Annotated in this window: 14 protein-coding genes; 9 read left to right on the top strand and 5 right to left on the bottom strand. The window is 71.5% G+C overall.

Annotated features, from left to right (window positions below; genetic code table 11):
- Positions 1-191: 191 nt before the first annotated feature.
- The 4 genes from ABZT03_RS04870 to ABZT03_RS04855 all read left to right on the top strand — a co-directional run bounded on the left by ABZT03_RS04870 (position 192) and on the right by ABZT03_RS04855 (position 5,973).
- A complete protein-coding gene (locus tag ABZT03_RS04870) occupies positions 192-3,182 on the top strand; it encodes a BTAD domain-containing putative transcriptional regulator (protein ID WP_356033520.1) in 2,991 nt (996 codons plus the stop codon).
- A complete protein-coding gene (locus ABZT03_RS04865) occupies positions 3,179-3,955 on the top strand; it encodes an A24 family peptidase (RefSeq protein WP_356033517.1) in 777 nt (258 codons plus the stop codon). Before ABZT03_RS04870 ends, ABZT03_RS04865 begins: the two co-directional genes overlap by 4 nt.
- Before the next feature lie 103 nt (positions 3,956-4,058).
- Entirely contained in the window at positions 4,059-5,258 is a 1,200-nt protein-coding gene (gene mqnC / locus ABZT03_RS04860) for a cyclic dehypoxanthinyl futalosine synthase (RefSeq protein ID WP_356033515.1), read from the top strand.
- 7 nt (positions 5,259-5,265) lie between these two features.
- The gene (locus ABZT03_RS04855; RefSeq protein WP_356033512.1) at positions 5,266-5,973 is read left to right on the top strand and encodes a hypothetical protein; all 708 of its coding nucleotides are present in this window, start codon (positions 5,266-5,268) and stop codon (positions 5,971-5,973) included.
- Positions 5,974-6,041: 68 nt separating this feature from the next.
- Here the strand turns inward: ABZT03_RS04855 and ABZT03_RS04850 are convergent, their stop codons facing one another.
- The gene (locus ABZT03_RS04850; RefSeq protein ID WP_356033510.1) at positions 6,042-7,070 is read right to left on the bottom strand and encodes a chitinase; all 1,029 of its coding nucleotides are present in this window, start codon (positions 7,068-7,070) and stop codon (positions 6,042-6,044) included.
- A gap of 307 nt (positions 7,071-7,377) precedes the next feature.
- On the opposite strand from ABZT03_RS04850, the gene ABZT03_RS04845 reads away from it, so the two are divergent.
- The 4 genes from ABZT03_RS04845 to ABZT03_RS04830 are packed head-to-tail and all read left to right on the top strand — an operon-like array spanning position 7,378 to position 12,313.
- Positions 7,378-7,794 (top strand): hypothetical protein, encoded by a 417-nt coding sequence (locus ABZT03_RS04845; RefSeq protein ID WP_356033508.1) that lies wholly within the window; start codon positions 7,378-7,380, stop codon positions 7,792-7,794.
- 20 nt (positions 7,795-7,814) lie between these two features.
- A complete protein-coding gene (locus ABZT03_RS04840; RefSeq protein ID WP_356033506.1) occupies positions 7,815-10,154 on the top strand; it encodes a glycosyltransferase in 2,340 nt (779 codons plus the stop codon).
- Complete coding sequence (locus tag ABZT03_RS04835; RefSeq protein WP_356033504.1) at positions 10,151-11,581, top strand: acyltransferase family protein; 1,431 nt, start codon at positions 10,151-10,153, stop codon at positions 11,579-11,581. The genes ABZT03_RS04840 and ABZT03_RS04835 overlap by 4 nt, the downstream gene beginning before the upstream one ends.
- Positions 11,582-11,617: 36 nt before the next feature.
- Positions 11,618-12,313, top strand: coding sequence for a demethylmenaquinone methyltransferase (locus ABZT03_RS04830; protein ID WP_356033502.1), 696 nt, complete (start codon positions 11,618-11,620; stop codon positions 12,311-12,313).
- A 54-nt stretch (positions 12,314-12,367) separates the two neighbouring features.
- Here the strand turns inward: ABZT03_RS04830 and ABZT03_RS04825 are convergent, their stop codons facing one another.
- Positions 12,368-12,694: a PASTA domain-containing protein gene (locus ABZT03_RS04825; RefSeq protein WP_356033500.1), complete on the bottom strand. Its 327-nt coding sequence runs from the start codon at positions 12,692-12,694 to the stop codon at positions 12,368-12,370.
- Positions 12,695-12,804: 110 nt separating this feature from the next.
- Positions 12,805-13,329 carry a GNAT family N-acetyltransferase gene (locus ABZT03_RS04820; protein WP_356033498.1) on the bottom strand — a complete coding sequence of 175 codons (525 nt, stop codon included), beginning with the start codon at positions 13,327-13,329 and terminating at the stop codon, positions 12,805-12,807.
- Between the two features lie 98 nt (positions 13,330-13,427).
- On the opposite strand from ABZT03_RS04820, the gene ABZT03_RS04815 reads away from it, so the two are divergent.
- Complete coding sequence (locus ABZT03_RS04815; protein ID WP_356033496.1) at positions 13,428-14,711, top strand: geranylgeranyl reductase family protein; 1,284 nt, start codon at positions 13,428-13,430, stop codon at positions 14,709-14,711.
- Between the two features lie 29 nt (positions 14,712-14,740).
- On the opposite strand, the gene def is transcribed toward ABZT03_RS04815, so the two are convergent.
- Complete coding sequence (gene def, locus ABZT03_RS04810; protein ID WP_356033494.1) at positions 14,741-15,367, bottom strand: peptide deformylase; 627 nt, start codon at positions 15,365-15,367, stop codon at positions 14,741-14,743.
- Between the two features lie 149 nt (positions 15,368-15,516).
- Positions 15,517-16,347 carry a C40 family peptidase gene (locus ABZT03_RS04805; protein ID WP_356033492.1) on the bottom strand — a complete coding sequence of 277 codons (831 nt, stop codon included), beginning with the start codon at positions 16,345-16,347 and terminating at the stop codon, positions 15,517-15,519.
- Positions 16,348-17,095 lie beyond the last annotated feature (748 nt).

The raw sequence follows: 17,095 nt of genomic DNA, 5'->3' as shown, positions 1-17,095 counted from the left end.
TTGTGTGGGAAATGTGAGGACTCGGGGACCCGGTCAGGTCGGGCTTCGCGGGCAATCCGGAAGGAAACGGCGGCCGACGGCGCACGAGTTCCGCCGGCCCTTCGACGGTGTCAGTCCCAGTCCATAAGATCTCTGTAGGCTCGGCACACCCCCACTCCATCGCCCTCCACACACGACCCAGGACACCCGCCATGGCGCGACGCAGCACTTCAAGCTCGACGGGAAGCTCGACGGGCCCGAGGAACCGGACTCCGCAGCCGGTGCGGGTGCGCAGGCGCACCTTCGGGGACTTCGTGAAGGCGTTCCTCGCCTTCCTCGCCCTGGTGGTGCTGGTCGTCGGGGTGCCGGGGGTGCTGGCCGTGCTCGTGGGGTGGCCGTTGCCGCACGAGTTCGAGCCGATGAAGTGGCTCAAGCACCAGATCACGGTCAGTACGTTCCTGCACATCCTCACCGTCATCGTCTGGCTGGCCTGGGCGCAGTTCACCGCGTGCGTGCTGGTCGAGGTGAAGGCCGCACTGTCCGGCGTCGGGGTGCCGGGGCGGGTGCCGGGGTCGGGCGGGAGCCAGCTGCTGGCACGGCAGTTGGTCGCCGCGCTGCTCCTCGTGAGCGCCACGGCGGCCAGCTTCACACCGGGGCTCTCGCAGCTCGGGCACAGCCTGGAGGACAACCAGCGGGGGACCGTCGCGGCCGCGCAGCAGACGCCGGGACTGTTCGCGCAGCAGCAGGAGCAGGCGGCCAGTACGGCGGCGGCGCTCGCCGAGCAGGCCTCGCAGGCCGCCTCCCACGCGGAGGCCGCCGGAGCCACCGCCGGCTCGGGCGACACCAAGTACTACCGGATCCAGCCTCCCGAAGGGCGCCATCACGACTCCCTGTGGGAGATCGCGCAGCGGCACCTCGGCGACGGACGCCGGTACAAGGAGATCTACGAGCTCAACAAGGACCGTGTGCAGCCGGACGGTTCGCGGTTGTCCGAGGCCAGTCTGATCCGGCCCGGCTGGATCATGGAGATGCCGGGTGACGCGCGCGGCGGTGAACTCGTCGAGATGCCCGACGCTGCGCCCGGCGTCTCGCCGGACGTGCAGCAGCAGATCCACGACTACGCCAAGTCCGGGGACCACGCCGGGGAGGCCGGCGGTGAGGCCCGGGACGGCGGCGCCGGCCAGGTCTCCGTGCCCGGGCAGCGGACCGCCCCCGAGCAGCACCGGAACCAGCCGGAGAGCGGTGGCCGGCAGCACGCCACCGCCTCCCCCTCCTCAGGCGACTCCGGCACTTCCGCCGGTAGTTCCCCGGGTGGTTCCTTCGGTCTGCCCGAGGCTCTCCTCGGCGCCCCCCTCCTCGCCGCCGGTCTGCTCGGCGCGCTCGGGCGGCGGCGCCGGCAGGCGCTGTGGCAGTCGGCGATGGGGGCGGTCGGCGGGCGGCGCGGGATGGAGCCGCCCACGCCGGCCGGGGACGCCCTGGACGTGCAGGACGCGCTGCTGGTGGGCGCCGACCCCGAGGGCGTACGACTGCTCGACCGGTCGCTGCGCGGTCTCGCCGCCTCCCTCGCCGCCGAGTCGCGGCCGCTGCCCACCGTGTACGCGGCCTGGCTGACCAACGGCGACCTGCATCTCCAGCTCGCCCAGCCGTCCGGCAAGCCGCCGGCCCCGTGGCAGCTCGGCCAGGACCAGACGTTCTGGGTGCTGGCCCGCACGGACGGCGAGCGGTACGAGGACGTCGACACCGCCGCTCCCTACCCCGGCCTCGTCAGCCTCGGCACCATGGACGACTCGCGGCTGCTGCTCAACCTGGAGGCCGTGCCCGGCATCGTCTCCCTGAGCGGGCGCGAGGCCGACCGGGCCGCCGTGTTCGCCTCCGTCGCCGCCGAACTCGCCACCAACGGCTGGTCCGACCGCATGACGATCACGCTCGTCGGGTTCGGCGAGGACCTCACCCCGCTCGCGCCCAACCGGCTGCGCCACCTCGACGACATCGAGGCGCTCGTGGAGACCATGGAGGCCGAGACCCGGCAGCGCCGCGGCGCGCTCGGTGCGGCCGGTCACGACTCCGTCCTCACCGGCCGCACCGGCCCCGCCCAGCACACCCGTTGGGCCCCGCACCTGGTGCTGCTCGCCGCCCAGCCGGACGCCGAGGACGCCGTCAAGCTCGCCGAACTCGCCGCCGACGCCTCCCGCCTCGGCATCGGCTACCTCGTCGGCACCGAGACGGGTGATCTGCCCGGCGCCGCCTGGGAGATGGAGATCACCGGCGCCGGCAAGCTGCTCGCCCCGCTGCTCGGGCTCGAACTCGACGCCCAGCTCCTGCCGGTGGCCCAGCAGCGGGCCGTCGTCGAGCTCTTCGTGGAGGCCGACCCCGACCGCGGACCCGACGGGCCGACCAACACCCCGCCGTTCCTCGTCGACATCAGCGAACAGGGGCGGCCCGCGGTGTACGCGCGCCTCGTCGGGCCGTACGAGATCATCGGCCTGGAGACGCCGGACGGCGAGCGCAGCGCGCTGCTGCACGAGGCGCTGGCGCTGCTGCTCCTGCACCGCGAGGGCGTGCACCCGCGGGTGCTGTCCTCCGCGCTGTGGCCGCGCGGGGTCACCGACGACGTGCGGGACGCGCTGGTGGAGCGGCTGCGCGTCTGGCTGGGCACCGACCCCAACGGCGCACCCCGCCTCACCGCCGACACCACCGGGCGGCTCACGCTCGCCAAGTCCGTGGTCTCCGACCTGGACGTCCTGCGCTCGCTGTACTACGAGGCCACCCAGGGCAAGGGCGTCGACAGCCGGGCGGTCCGCGGCCGGCTCCTCACCGACGCGCTGGTGCTGGTGCGCGGGCCGCTGCTCGCCGACCGGGCCGAGGGCCGCTACGGCTGGCTCACCCACGAGATCGTCGACGCCCAACTCCCGCTGCTGGTCGCAGACATCGGGCTCGCGCTGTCCGCCTTCCATCTGGAGAAGGACCGCGCGGAGAAGGCGATCGAGGCGCTGAACGCGGCGGTGCGTACGGCTCCCGCCGACGAGCGGCTGTGGAACGAACTGCTGCGGGCCACCCACGCCACCGGCGACACCGACCGGCTCCGGGCGCTCGCCGCCGACCTCGTCGGCCGCAGCGGGGCCCGCGGTCTCCCGCCGCGCACCGAGGCACTGCTCGACGAGCTGCTGCCGACGTGGCGGGGCGGCGTCGCCGCGGTCGGATGATCGGCCTCCTGGTGATCGCCGCCGCGCTGTGGGGCGCGGCGGCGGGGTCGCTGCTGCCGAGAGCCGCCCACCGCTTCTCCGTCCCGCCGGGGGAGAACTGGCGCGACACGTGCCCGGCCGGACACCCCATCGGGGGCTGGATCGGATGGGCCCGCTGCCGGGAGTGCGCGGGGGCGGTCGTGGCGCCGAAGGACGACGGGGCCGCCACGGAGGCTCCGGCCAGGCGCGCCTACGGGCCCCGTACCCCCCTCGTCGCCCTGGTCACCGCCCTCCTCTGCGCCGCTCTCGCCGCCGCCACCGGGACCCGGCCGGAGATCGCGGTCTGGCTGCTGCTCGCGCCGGTCTGGGTGCTGCTGGCGCTCGTCGACTTCCGGGTGCGGCGGCTGCCGGACGTGCTGACCCTGCCGCTCGCGGCCGCCGCGCTCGCGCTGCTCGGGGTGTGCGCGCTGGTGCCGGAGCACGCCGGGGACTGGCCGACCGCGCTGTGGGGCGCCCTCGCGCTCGGCGGCGGCTTCGCCGTCCTCTTCCTCGTCAACCCGGCAGGCATGGGCTTCGGCGACGTGAAACTCGCCCTCGGTCTCGGCGCGGTGCTCGGCTGGTACGGCTGGCCGACGGTGATGCTCGGCGCCTTCGCCGCGTTCCTGTTGGGGGCGCTGTACGCCGCCGCGCTGGTAATGACGCGCCGGGCGGGACGCAGGACGGCCATCGCGTTCGGGCCGTTCCTGATCGCCGGGGCGTACGGGGGACTGCTGATCGGGGCGTACGCCGGCTGACGCGCGCCGGGCCACGCGCCCCGGCAGGCTGACGTCGGCTCTGGGAACCCGCTGGCGTAGGCTGGTTCGGTCTGTCCACAACCCTTACGAAAGGGACGCCCCGGTGACCGAGAAGGCCGATCTTCAGTCCGTCCTCGACCGTGCCGCGGCCGGCGGACGGATCACCCCCGAAGAGGCACTCGTCCTCTACCGCGACGCCCCGCTGCACGCGCTCGGGTCGGCCGCCGACGCCGTACGCCGCCGGAGGTACGCGGGCACCGAGCACATCGCCACGTACATCATCGAGCGCAACATCAACTACACGAACGTGTGCGTCACGGCGTGCAAGTTCTGCGCCTTCTACGCGGCCCCCAAGGACACCGCCAAGGGCTGGACCCGCGACCTGGACGACATCCTGCGCCGGTGCGCGGAGACCGTCGAACTCGGCGGGACGCAGATCATGTTCCAGGGCGGCCACCACCCGGACTTCGGCGTCGAGTACTACGAGCAGCACTTCGCGGCCATCAAGAAGGAGTTCCCGCAGCTCGTCATCCACAGCCTGGGGGCGAGCGAGGTCGAGCACATGGCCCGGATCTCGAAGGTGTCGGTCGAGGAGGCCATCACCCGCATCCACGCGGCCGGCCTCGACTCCTTCGCCGGCGCCGGCGCGGAGCTCCTGCCCGAGCGGCCCCGCAAGGCCATCGCCCCGCTGAAGGAGAGCGGCGAGCGCTGGCTGGAGATCATGGAGACCGCGCACCGGCTGGGCGTCGAGTCGACCTCCACCATGCTGATGGGCACCGGCGAGACCAACGCCGAGCGCATCGAGCACCTGCGGATGATCCGCGACGTACAGGACCGGACCGGCGGCTTCCGCGCCTTCATCCCGTACACCTACCAGCCGGAGAACAACCACCTGAAGGGCCGTACGCAGGCCACGCTCTTCGAGTACCTGCGCATGATCGCCATCGCCCGGCTGTTCATGGACAACGTCGCCCACATCCAGGGCTCGTGGCTGACCACGGGCAAGGAGGTCGGCCAGCTGTCGCTGCACTACGGCGCCGACGACCTCGGCTCGATCATGCTGGAGGAGAACGTCGTCTCCTCGGCCGGCGCCAAGCACCGCTCCAACCGGATGGAGATCATCGACCTCATCCGCAAGGCGGGGCGGGTCCCGGCGCAGCGGACCACGACGTACGAGCACATCGTCGTGCACGAGGACCCGGCGAACGACCCCGTCGACGAGCGGGTGATGTCCCACATCTCGTCCACGGCGATCGCGGGCGGCACCGCCCACCCGGAACTGAAGCTGCTCGCCTCCAACTGACCGGCCGATGCTGACGATCCACGCCGCCGGTCTCCTCGTCACCGGGGACCGGCGGCCCCCCGTGCCCGGGGGCGCGGTGCTGGTCGACGGGCGGCGGATCGCCGCTCTCGGCCCCTACGGCGAACTGGTGGCCGCCCATCCGACGGCCCGGGTGCGGCGCTGGCCGGGGCTGCTCACCCCGGGCCTGGTGAACCCCTACGGTCCGGAACTCCTGGAGCACGCCTACCACCCCGATCCGCGCGAGGCCGGCGAGCTCGGCACCGCCCCGCTGGTCACCGCGGACGCGCTCGCGGCGCTCGCCCTGACCGACGCCCGGCGGGGGGCGAGCGCGCGGCGCGGGGTGCAGCGGATGCTGGCGCACGGGACCGTCGCGGTCACGGGCGACCTGCGGACGCCCGCGGTGCGGGACGCGCTGCACCGGGCGGGGCTGGGCACCGGGCCGCGACCAGGGGTGCCCGCCGGTCCGCCGGCACTCGATCCGCTGGCCGGCGGACGGAGTCTGGCGGAGGCGATCCTGCGACCGCTGCCGCCCGTGGGCGTGTCCGGCGGCACCGTCGAGGGAACGGCTCAACGGACCGATCGGGCGGCCGAAGCCGCTGTCGAGGCGACCTTCGCCGTGTTCGACGTCCCGGATGAGGCGGCCCTCGGCGAACGGGGAGCCGCGACCTGCGTGGCCACGGTCGTGGCGGGCCGGCTGCTGCACAGGCGCCGCTGACGCCCGCCCTCCGGGGCGCCTTCGCCGGGACGGCTCCGCCGGGGCACCTCCCGCCGGGACGGCTCACGTCATCCCGCGAACGCCTTCGCGAACGCCCCCGAACTCTGCTTCACCCCGCTGCAGTTGGTGGCCGCGTCGTCGTTCCCCGAGTCGCCCGCCTCGCACTGCTGGTCGCGGAAGCTGGACCACATCGACACCCAGGCGATGTCCTGTTCCTCGGCGAAGGCGCGGACCTGGGCCGCGTCCGCGAGCGAGAAGGTCTCGCCGGCGACGTCGTTGACGCCGATCATCGAGGTGAGGGCCATGCCCCGCCAGGCGTTGGCGTCGGAGAGGCCGAAGACCTTCTTCAGCTGGGTGTGCGCGGCCTTGGCCGAGGTGATCGCGTAGTCGCCCATGTCACCGTCGTAGGTCTCGCCGTAGTTCATCGTCATGATGTTGACGGTGGAGACCTGGACGCCCTTGTCGTTGGCGGACTCCAGCAGCGCCAGGCTGTCCGCGTCGAGACCGGAGGGCATGACGGGAAGCGTGTACGACACCTCCAGGCCGGTGCGCTCCCGCTGCAGCAGGGCGATCGCCTCGGAGCGCAGGGCGACCGAGGCGGAGTCGGCCAGGGTGCCGCCCTCCACGTCGAAGTCGGCCTGCGTCGAGCCGGCCGCGTCCAGGGCCTCGCCGTACGCCTTCGCCAGCGCCGACGCGGTGTCGCAGCTCTCCGCCAGCTCCTTGCCGGACGCGCCGCCGAAGGACACGCGCACGGTGGCGTCCGACTTCCTGAGCGCCGCGATCCTCGCCTTGACGGCCGCGTCGCCGATCGCGTCGACGCCGTTCCACCGGGGGGTGCAGTCGTTTCCGTCGGCGATCACGAAAGCCAGGTTGTACGCGCCCGGGGAGGCCGTGGAGTCGGTGCCGGACGCGTCGGTGGCACTGACGTAGGGGGCGTACGACGTCGACGGCGACGCGCTCCCCGAAGGCGACGCGTCGCTCGGCGCGGGCGCCGAGGGGGCCGCGTCCGAGGTGGCGCCGGAACCCGCCGAGCATCCCGCGGTGGCCAGGGCAAACAAGCAGGTGAGCCCGGCTGCCGACTTCAGGAGACTCCGCATTCTGCATGCACCAGCTCTCGTGATCTCTGTCTCAGGACGGAAACAAAGTGTGTTTCCGAAGTGGAAATGTCTCACACACGGCCGCGCCTCGCGCGGACAGATGGCGTACAGCGACTCCACAGATCCGGCCTGGCGAATCGGACTGTTCGGACGCGGAACCGGGGCATTCGGTTCCTTTCGCCTCGCGGCCCTCGGCGCAGCCGTTCCCGGAATCTCTCAGGGAAGAGACAGGTTAGGGGATTTCTCATGGCCGTCTCACAACAACTCCCGAGTTTCCGACACATAAACGCTCCCTAATATCCGGGGAATGCATTCCGAGCCTGCCACCGAAAACCGCGCCGCTGCCGCACCCGCCGCCGCTGTGCGCGGTCGCCGTCGCAAACCTGGCAACGCGTCCGCCGACGGCCCCGTGTTCGTTGACAACTCCGGACGCCGCTCCAAGGTGCTGCGCCGGGTCGGCATCCTCCTCGGCGTCGTCTGCGTCGGGTACGCCGTCGTGCTGGGCATGGCCTTCATGGGCATCGGCACGTCGGTCAACCCGTCCTCACTGGTGCCCTTCGGCGGCCAGAACGCCGGCCCGTCCGGCCGGAACGCGCCGGGCGGCTACCAGCCGCAGGGCGGACCGGGCACCCGACTCGGCCGGCCCGGCGCCACCGCGTCGCCGTCGTCCACGGGCACCCCCGCCCCCTCCTCGTCCGCGTCCGCCGCCGCGGCCGCCAACTGACGGGAAGGCAAGCGACCTCCATGACCACGACGACCCCACCACGCCGCCGCCGGCGTGCCCCCACGAGGATCGAACGGGCGGCGGGCAGGGCCGCGGCGCTGCAGAAACCCCGCGTCATCCTCGCGCTGCTGCTCCTGCTGGGACTGACCAGCGTCATGCTGCTCGACGGCTATCTGCGCGCCGAGGTCGGCGGCGACGAGCGCATGCGCGACGGGGCCGGCTCCAGCAAGGTCCCCGACAAGATCCTCAACGGCGGCCCCATCCTGACCTTCCGGGGCGGCCGGGCCACGACGATCTCCGTCCCCAGCCGGACGATCGCGCTCACCTTCGACGACGGCCCGAACCCGACGTACACGCCCGAGGTCCTCGACATCCTCGCGGAGAACGACGTCCCCGCCACGTTCTTCCTGGTCGGGTCGATGGTCTCGCGCTACCCGGGCATCGTGAAGGACATGGTCGAGCAGGGCAACGAGGTGGGCGTCCACACCTTCACCCACGTCGACCTGTCGTACCAGAGCACCGCCCGCGTCCGGCGCGAGATGGAGCAGACGCAGCTCGCGCTGGCGGGCGCGGCCGGCATCACCACCACGTTGTTCCGCGCGCCGTACTCCTCGGAGACCGACGCCATCGACAACTACAGCTGGCCGGTCTACAAGAGGCTCGGCGAGGACGGCTACACCAGCGTCTTCGTCGACACCGACAGCGACGACTGGAAGAAGCCGGGCGTCTCGAAGATCGTCAACTGGGCCACGCCCAAGGGGACCGACGGCGCGGCGGTCCTGATGCACGACGCGGGCGGCGACCGTGAGCAGACGATCGCGGCGCTGCCCGAGTACATCAGGAAGATGAAGGCGAAGGGCTACACCTTCACCACCGTCAGCGGAGTCATCGAGGCGCAGAACGCGAGCAACGCCCGGGCGGCGGCCGGGGCGGCGGGGGCCCCCGGCACGCAGCCGAGCGGCGCTCCCAACGGCAGTACGGGAAGCGCGGGTTCGGGGTCCGGGAACTCGGGCGTCGGGGGTACGGCGGGGCAGTCTGCCGCGTCCCGGCTCCAGGCCGCGCACCGCGAGGCCACCGGTGCGACCCTCTACGAGGGCAAGGCGCTCGTCGCGGCCGTCGCGGTCGCCGAGTGGACGGTGCCGACGCTGTCGGTCGGACTGGTCGTCGTGGGTGTCGCCGTCATGGGCCGGTTCGGCATGATGCTGATCCTCGCCCGCCGCCACCACCGGCAGCGCAACAGACGCCGCTTCGGCTGGGGAGAGACGGTCACCCGCCCGGTCAGCGTGATCGTCCCGGCGTACAACGAGAAGGAGTGCATCGCCAACACGCTCAGGTCGCTGGCGCAGAGCACCCACCCGATCGAGATCATCGTCGTCGACGACGGCTCGACGGACGGCACCTCCGAGATCGCGCGCGACGCGGCCGACTCGCTCGGCATGACCAACGTCCGGGTCGTCCGCCAGGAGAACGCGGGCAAGCCGGCCGCCCTCAACAACGGCGTCCGCAGCGCCAGTCACGACATCGTCGTGATGATGGACGGCGACACCGTCTTCGAGCCGGACGCCGTGCACCAGCTCGTGCAGCCCTTCGCCGACCCGGAGGTCGGCGCGGTCGCGGGCAACGCCAAGGTCGGCAACCGCGACACGGTCATCGGCGCCTGGCAGCACATCGAGTACGTGATGGGCTTCAACCTCGACCGCCGCATGTACGACCTGCTGCGCTGCATGCCCACCATCCCGGGTGCGATCGGCGCGTTCCGCCGGGACGCGGTCCTCCAGGTCGGCGGCATGAGCGAGGACACCCTCGCCGAGGACACCGACATCACCATCGCCATGCACCGGGCGGGCTGGCGGGTCGTCTACCAGGAGCACGCCAAGGCGTGGACGGAGGCGCCGGGTTCCCTGAAGCAACTCTGGTCCCAGCGCTACCGCTGGTCCTACGGCACCATGCAGGCGCTGTGGAAGCACCGCAAGTCCCTTACGGACAAGGGGCCTTCGGGCCGCTTCGGCCGGGTCGGCATGCCACTGGTCGTGATCTTCCAGATCGTCACGCCGGTCTTCGCCCCGCTCATCGACGTGTTCACCGCCTACTCGATGATCTTCGTCGACTTCCAGGCGGCGCTGTACGCGTGGCTGGCGGTCCTGGGCGTCCAGCTCTTCTGCGCGGCGTACGCCTTCCGCCTCGACCGCGAGAAGTACCGCTATCTGCTGATGATGCCGCTGCAGCAACTGGCCTACCGCCAGATGATGTACCTCGTCCTCATCCACTCCTGCGTCACCGCGCTCACCGGCGGCCGGCTGCGCTGGCAGAAGCTGAAGCGGACCGGCGAGGTCGGCACCCCGGCGGGGGCGGGCCGATGAGCTGGGGCCAGGAACAGCGGGGACACCCGCAGGGGTACGGCCACGGTCCGGGGTACGGGGAGGGGCAGGGGTACGGGGAGCAACTCCCGTACGGCCATGAGGGGTACGGCCGGCAGGCGCCGCTCCCGCAGCAACAGCAACAGCAACAGCAACAGCAACCGTATCCGCACGCCTACACCGAGCAGCCGTACCCCGAGCAGCCGTACGCACCGCAGCCGTACGCACAGCCGTCGTACGCACCGCAGCCGTACCCCCAGTCTCACGAGAACCACGCGAGCCACGAGGGCCATGGGCAGGGGGTGCCGCCGGCGGCCGTCTCGACGGTGCCGCCGCCGGTGGTGGAGCGCGCACCGGAGCCCGCCGCCGCTGCCGCACCGGAGTCCGCCGCGGTCGCCGCCGGCCGGGACCGCTACTTCGACACCCTCCGCGCTGTCGCGCTCGTCCGGGTCGTCGCCTATCACACCTTCGGCTGGGCCTGGGCCGGCCTGGTCTTCCCGTCCATGGGGATCATGTTCGGGCTGGCGGGCACCCTGATGGCCAAGTCCCTTCAGCGGCCCGCGATCGAGGTGGTCAGGAGCCGCTTCCGCCGTCTCCTGCCGCCCTTCTGGTTCTGGGGCGTCTTCGTGGTCCTCGCGATGCTGATCCACGACTGGATGCCGGGCCCGCAGCTCCTCTACTGGGTCGTGCCGCTGGGCGATCCGCCGGGCAGCGCCTGGGGCGAGCAGGCGTGGGAGATCCTCTGGTACCTGCGGACGTATCTCTGGTTCGTCCTGCTCTGCCCCCTCCTGCTGCGCGTGTTCCGGCTCGCCCCCGTCCCGGTGCTGCTGTCGTCCCTGGCGCCGATCCTGGTCCTCACCTTCGTCTGGTCCGGGCCCGACAACCGGCTCGGCAGCGCCCTGTGGGACCTGTCGACGTACCTCTTCTGCTGGATCCTCGGCTTCGCGCACCGCGACGGGGTCCTGCAGCGGATGAAGCCGGCCGCGGTCGTCCTCCTCTCCCTGGCGGCGCTCGGCTACGGCGGCTGGTACGCCCTCGCCCACCGCGCCGGGTTCGGCACCTACGACCTCGACGAGATCCCGCTCGCCCAGGCGTTCTGGTCGGCCGGTTTCGTCATGCTCCTGATGTGGGCCAAGGCGCGCTTCCGCATCGACTTCGCCGGCCTCACCCGGTTCCGGCGGCTCGACCGGATCGTGACCGTCTTCAACGCGCGCGCGGTCACGATCTACCTCTGGCACGAGATCGCGCTGATCCTGGCCGTGCCGCTGATCGACCAGTTCTGGAAGGTGCCCGCGTTCGAGACCTACCTGCCGCTGGAGAGCCAGTGGTTCATGTTCGGCGTCGGCTGGGTCCTCATCGCGCTGTTCGTCCTGCTGTGCGGGTGGGTGGAGGACGTGGCGGCGAGGAAGAAGCCGCGACTGCTCCCCTGAGCGGGCGCGGAGGGCCGTAACTGCAACAATGGGCGGGTGACCCGCGCCTCCCTGAACAAGCAGCCGCACGAAGTCGCCTCGATGTTCGACGACGTGGCGGAACGGTACGACCTGACCAACGACGTGCTGTCGCTCGGCCAGGACCGCGTGTGGCGCAAGGAGGTCGCCCGGGCCGTCGACGCCCGGCCCGCGCAGAAGGTCCTGGACCTGGCCGCCGGTACGGCCACGTCCTCGCTGCCCTTCGTCCGCAGCGGTGCCTACGTCGTCCCCTGCGACTTCTCCCTCGGGATGCTCCGGGTCGGCAAGCAGCGCCACTCCTGGCTGCCGTTCACCGCGGGCGACGCGACCCGGCTGCCGTTCCGGGACGACACCTTCGACGCCGTCACGATCTCCTTCGGGCTGCGCAACGTGCAGGACACCGACGCGGCGCTGCGCGAGATGTACCGGGTGACCCGGCCCGGCGGGCGGGTGGTCATCTGCGAGTTCTCGCACCCCACCTGGGCGCCGCTGCGCACCGCGTACACCGAGTACCTGATGCGCGCGCTGCCGCCGGTGGCCCGCGCGGTGTCCTCGAACCCCGACGCGTACGTCTACCTCGCCGAGTCCATCCGCGCCTGGCCGAACCAGCCGGCCCTCGCCGAGCGGCTGCGCGAGGCGGGCTGGTCCAAGGTGGCCTGGCGCAACCTCACCGGCGGCATCGTGGCCCTGCACCGCGGCTTCAAGGACAGCTGAGCCACCGGCAGCCTCCGGGGCCCGGCAGGCACCGCAGGAGCCGACCGGCTGCTTTCAGCAGGAGCCGAATCCGGTCACGACGTACGCGTCGCCGCCCGGTTCGTCGAGTTCCCGTCGCATCCCGCCGCCGGGCGTCCTCGGCAGCCGCGGCTCCCGCACCCCCGCGCCTCCGCCGCCCTCCGCCTCCCCGAGGTCGAACCACACGGTGACGATGGCCCCGCGCGGCACCTCGACGCCGGGCGGCGGGTACTGCCGTACGACGTGGTCGACCACCGTCCGGTGGAAGTCCGGCCGGTCGGGCGCGGCGAGAAACACCCCGCGCGCGTCGGCCGTCCGGCGCGCGTCCATGGCCATCAGGCCGACCAGACGCGGTACGCGCACTTCGGGTGTCTTGGGCGGTATGTGCACAGATGTCACCCCCAGCGGTACCGGCAGCGTAACTCCGGCCCGGCGCCGCCCGGAAGTGTCAGGTGTCTTTCTGTGACACTCGGTTACTCCGTGTCACCGTCGCTGAAGTCGAGCCGGTAGCAGTGCGCCTCCAGCTCCGGTCCCGGCGTCGTGAAGACCTCGGCCAGCCGCATGCCGAGCCGCTGGGTCACCGCGATCGAGCGGGTGTTGCCGGCCAGGACCATCGCCACCACTGCCGGCACGCCCGCCGCCCGCACCCGCTCCACCGTCATCCGCGCGGCCGCCGTGACGTATCCCCTGCCCCAGTGCTCCCGGCCGAGCCGCCAGCCGATCTCGATCTCCCCCTTCGGCCCCCAGTCCCGCGGCCAGGGCTGGGCGCCGGTGAAGCCGATGACCTGCCCGGAGCCGTCGAGCACGGTCCACAGGCAGAAGCCGTGCACCGCGTCGTGCCGGCGCTGGCGGGCGGTGAGCTCCTCGTAGACGGACAGTTCCGCGGACCTGCCGCCGTGGAACTCCATGACGTCCGGGTCGTCGAACACCCGGTGCCAGGCGACGGCGTCCTCGTCGGTGGGGACACGGAGCCGTACGTCAGGCAGAGCTCGTTTCACGGGGGCAGCCCTTCAGCCGGGTGATCGGTACCGCTGAATAGACTGCCCATGTCCAGTGCCGGTCGGCACGCAGATTCAGAACTTGGGGAGATCCCGCCGTGACCGAGCCCCTCTCCGAAAACACCGCCGATGTCATCGTCGTCGGCGCGGGGCCAGCCGGCTCCACGACCGCCTACCACCTGGCCAAGTCCGGACTCGACGTCCTGCTGCTGGAGAAGACCGTGTTCCCGCGCGAGAAGGTCTGCGGCGACGGCCTCACCCCGCGCGCGGTCAAGCAGCTCGTGGCCATGGGGATCGACGTCTCCGAGGAGGCCGGCTGGCTGCGCAACAAGGGCCTGCGCATCATCGGCGGCGGCTCACGGCTCCAGCTGGACTGGCCGGATCTCGCCTCCTTCCCCGACTACGGCCTCGTCCGCAAGCGCGACGACTTCGACGAGCAGCTCGCCCGCCAGGCCCAGAAGGCCGGCGCCCGTCTCTACGAGCGCTGCAACGTCGGCGCCCCGATCGTCGACGACCGCACCGGCCGCATCACCGGCGTGCACGCCAAACTCGGTGAGGACAAGCGCGAGGTCACCTTCCACGCGCCGCTCGTGGTGGCCGCCGACGGCAACTCCACCCGGCTGTCCCTGGCGATGGGCCTGCACCGCCGCGAGGACCGCCCGATGGGCGTCGCCGTCCGCACCTACTTCACCTCCCCGCGCCACGAGGACGACTACCTGGAGTCCTGGCTGGAGCTGTGGGACCGCCGGGGCGCCGAGGACCGGCTCCTGCCCGGCTACGGCTGGATCTTCGGCATGGGCGACGGCACCTCCAACGTCGGGCTGGGCGTGCTGAACACCTCCGACTCCTTCAAGGAGCTCGACTGGCGCGAGGTCCTGAAGGCCTGGTGCGCGTCGATGCCGGAGGACTGGGGATACACCCCGGACAACATGACGGGCCCGATCCGCGGCGCCGCCCTCCCCATGGCCTTCAACCGGCAGCCCCACTACACCAGGGGCCTGCTGCTGGTCGGCGACGCCGGCGGCCTGGTGAACCCCTTCAACGGCGAGGGCATCGCCTACGCCATGGAGTCCGGCCAGATCGCCGCCGACGTCATCGTCCAGGCCCACGCCCGCTCCACGCCGGCCCAGCGCGAGACGGCCCTGCACCACTACCCGCGCGTCCTGAAGGACACCTACGGCGGCTACTACACGCTGGGCCGTGCCTTCGTGAAGCTGATCGGCAACCCCAAGGTCATGAAGATCGCGGCCCAGCGCGGCCTGACCCACCCGGTGCTGATGAAGTTCACGCTGAAGATGCTGGCGAACCTCACGGACCCCACGGGCGGCGACGCGATGGACCGCATCATCAACGGCCTGAGCAAGGTGGCCCCGAAGGCGTGACGGACGGCGGGACGGCGGGACGGGGGGGGCTACCTCATGAGTTCGGCCTCGTGGGCGGCCCGGCGGGCGAGCACCTCGTCGCGCCGGTCCGCCATCTGCCGCAGGGCCCGCGCGCGCTCGCGCCGGGAGAGCCGGTCCAGGTAGACCCGGCCGTTCACATGGTCGGTCTCGTGGGCGAGGCAGCGGGCGAAGTACCCGGTGCCCTCGATCACGAGCGGCTCGCCGTCCCTGTCGAGCCCGCGCACCACGGCACGGTCGGGACGCGGTACGTCCATGACGGCGCCCGGCACCGACAGGCAGCCCTCGCCCTCGTCGAGCAGCCGCCGACCGGCCGGATCGAGCGGTTCCAGCACCGGGTTGACGATGTGTCCGACATGTCGGACACCGTCGTCGTCCGGACAGTCGTAGACGAACAGGCTCAGCGCGACGCCGACCTGATTCGCCGCCAGTCCGGCACCCTCGGCGACGTACATTGTCAGGAACATGTCGTCGATGAGGGCGGCGAGCCCGGGCCCGAACTCGGTGACGTCCCGGCACGGCTTGTGCAGGACGTCCTCACCCGTTTCGGTGATACGGCGGACGGATCCGCGCCGGGCCTCGGGCGCGAGAGGGAAGTAGGAAGCGACCGGCTTCCCCTGGACGAAGACGCGTGGCATCGCGGGCTCTCCTCATCTCGTGGACCGGTCCTTGGGCGGACCGGCTCCGAGGGCAGAGCCTTCCAGGCGGGTGGCGCTCCCGCAGCAGGGTGTACCGAAGGGCCGCTGCCCCCGAGCGGCTGCGGCCCTTCGCGTGGTGTGCCCGGGTCTCAGAGCACCCGGACGGCTCCGGTCGGCGGGTCGTAGGAGAGCGGCTTCTCGACGACGCCGGTGGAGGGGTTCTGCGCGCCGACGAACATACCGTCACCGACGTACACCGCCACGTGGTACGCGCTGCCCGCGCTGCCCCAGTAGAGGATGTCGCCCGCCTGGAGGTTGCTCAACGACACCTGGGTGCCGGCGGTCGACTGGTCCTGGGAGACCCGCGGCAGGTTGACGCCGACCTGCTTGAAGGCGGCCTGGACCAGGCCGGAGCAGTCCCAGGAGTTGGGACCGGTGCCGCCGGAGACGTAGGCGTCACCGATCTGCGCCTTGACGAAGGCGATGACGGCCGCGGCCGAACCGGTGGCCGTGGACGTGGACGTGGACGTGCTGGTGGACGTGCTCGTGGAGGCGGCGGTGGTCGCCGGGGCGGCCAGCGTCGCCCGCTCGGCGGTGCGCGAGGCGCGCTCGGCGGCGGCCCGGCGAGCGGCCTGCTCGGCCTTCTTCCTGACCTCGGCCTTGTGCTTGGCCTCCGCGAGGTCCGACTTGGCCTGCTTCGCGGCCTTCGCGGCGGCCGCGTCACGCTCGGCCTGCAACTGGTAGTTGGCGGCGGCCTGCTGCGTGGCGTCCGCGGACTGGGCGACCTGAGCGGCCAGGTCGGCCGTCAGCGTGGGCAGTTCGAGCGTCTGCGTGACCGGCTCGGCGGCGCTCGCCGAACCGGCCGCCCCGGCCACGGCCAGGGTGCTGAGAACGCCACCGGCGACTCCGGCCCGCATCGCGATTTTCGACGCGCTGCGGCGGGGTTTCCGGTGGCTGCGTATGAGAGCGGTGTGGGACATGGGTACAAGCGGTATCAGGGGCTCCTCCATACCTTCAAGAAACGTGTGGTGCGCCACAGTTGTTCAACGCGCCCCCCGAATACCTGGTGTCTCGCCCTTTATTGACGCCGTAACGGGCATTACGGACGCAGGTGATCATGCCTGTGATCATGGACTTTCATCATTAAGTCCTAATTGCCCTCCGCCTACCACTGGTTGGGATGAGTGGCCAAGCCTCGTTCTCAGACGGCTCTCATGGGTGTGGCGGAGGTCACGCAACGATTACGGCGGCGGCAGCGTCCCGCGCCCGAAGCCCGTCGGGTGTCCCTCGTGAACGCGTGCACGTGTCCGCATCCGTCCACATCCACCCACCTCGCTCCCTCTGACGTGTGAACGCGAGCCTCTAGCAGTGCCTCCCGTCCAGCACCAATTTGCATGCAAGAGAACTCTCTTGATATTGAGACGACCCTTCTCACCTGCACCTACGAGTGAAAATGTCACCTCTGGTGATCACTCGGACGCTTCTCGTACGAAGATCACCGCTCATCCGACTTCATGATCCTTCGTCAGGTGGTGGAGATCACAAAGCTTGTGCAATACCCCGTGTCGCAGATCACAGAGCGTCGGGCATAGGATGCGAGGCAGTTGGGCTTGTGACCTGCTTCACATGTTCGCGATCTTCGCCGGGACGGGCGGGGCCAGCGGCACCGGTGACAGGGGGACGCGGGTCCGGCCATCGCCAGCAGTCAGTGCCGACTGAGAGGAGCGA

It is taken from the genome of Streptomyces sp. NPDC005574, assembly GCF_040605435.1.
In the GTDB taxonomy this organism is placed as follows: Bacteria; Actinomycetota; Actinomycetes; order Streptomycetales; family Streptomycetaceae; genus Streptomyces.
Note: the sequence above shows the minus strand (reverse complement) of the source record. Positions and strands in the feature narration are given on the sequence as shown.

What these genes read in the sequence shown, in the direction of transcription:
- ABZT03_RS04840 (WP_356033506.1), top strand. Translation starts at nt 7,815, where the DNA reads ATGACCACGACGACCCCACCACGCCGCCGCCGGCGTGCCCCCACGAGG.
- ABZT03_RS04855 (WP_356033512.1), top strand. Translation starts at nt 5,266, where the DNA reads ATGCTGACGATCCACGCCGCCGGTCTCCTCGTCACCGGGGACCGGCGG.
- ABZT03_RS04805 (WP_356033492.1), bottom strand. Translation starts at nt 16,347, where the DNA reads ATGTCCCACACCGCTCTCATACGCAGCCACCGGAAACCCCGCCGCAGC.
- ABZT03_RS04865 (WP_356033517.1), top strand. Translation starts at nt 3,179, where the DNA reads ATGATCGGCCTCCTGGTGATCGCCGCCGCGCTGTGGGGCGCGGCGGCG.
- ABZT03_RS04835 (WP_356033504.1), top strand. Translation starts at nt 10,151, where the DNA reads ATGAGCTGGGGCCAGGAACAGCGGGGACACCCGCAGGGGTACGGCCAC.
- ABZT03_RS04845 (WP_356033508.1), top strand. Translation starts at nt 7,378, where the DNA reads ATGCATTCCGAGCCTGCCACCGAAAACCGCGCCGCTGCCGCACCCGCC.
- def (WP_356033494.1), bottom strand. Translation starts at nt 15,367, where the DNA reads ATGCCACGCGTCTTCGTCCAGGGGAAGCCGGTCGCTTCCTACTTCCCT.
- ABZT03_RS04850 (WP_356033510.1), bottom strand. Translation starts at nt 7,070, where the DNA reads ATGCGGAGTCTCCTGAAGTCGGCAGCCGGGCTCACCTGCTTGTTTGCC.
- ABZT03_RS04870 (WP_356033520.1), top strand. Translation starts at nt 192, where the DNA reads ATGGCGCGACGCAGCACTTCAAGCTCGACGGGAAGCTCGACGGGCCCG.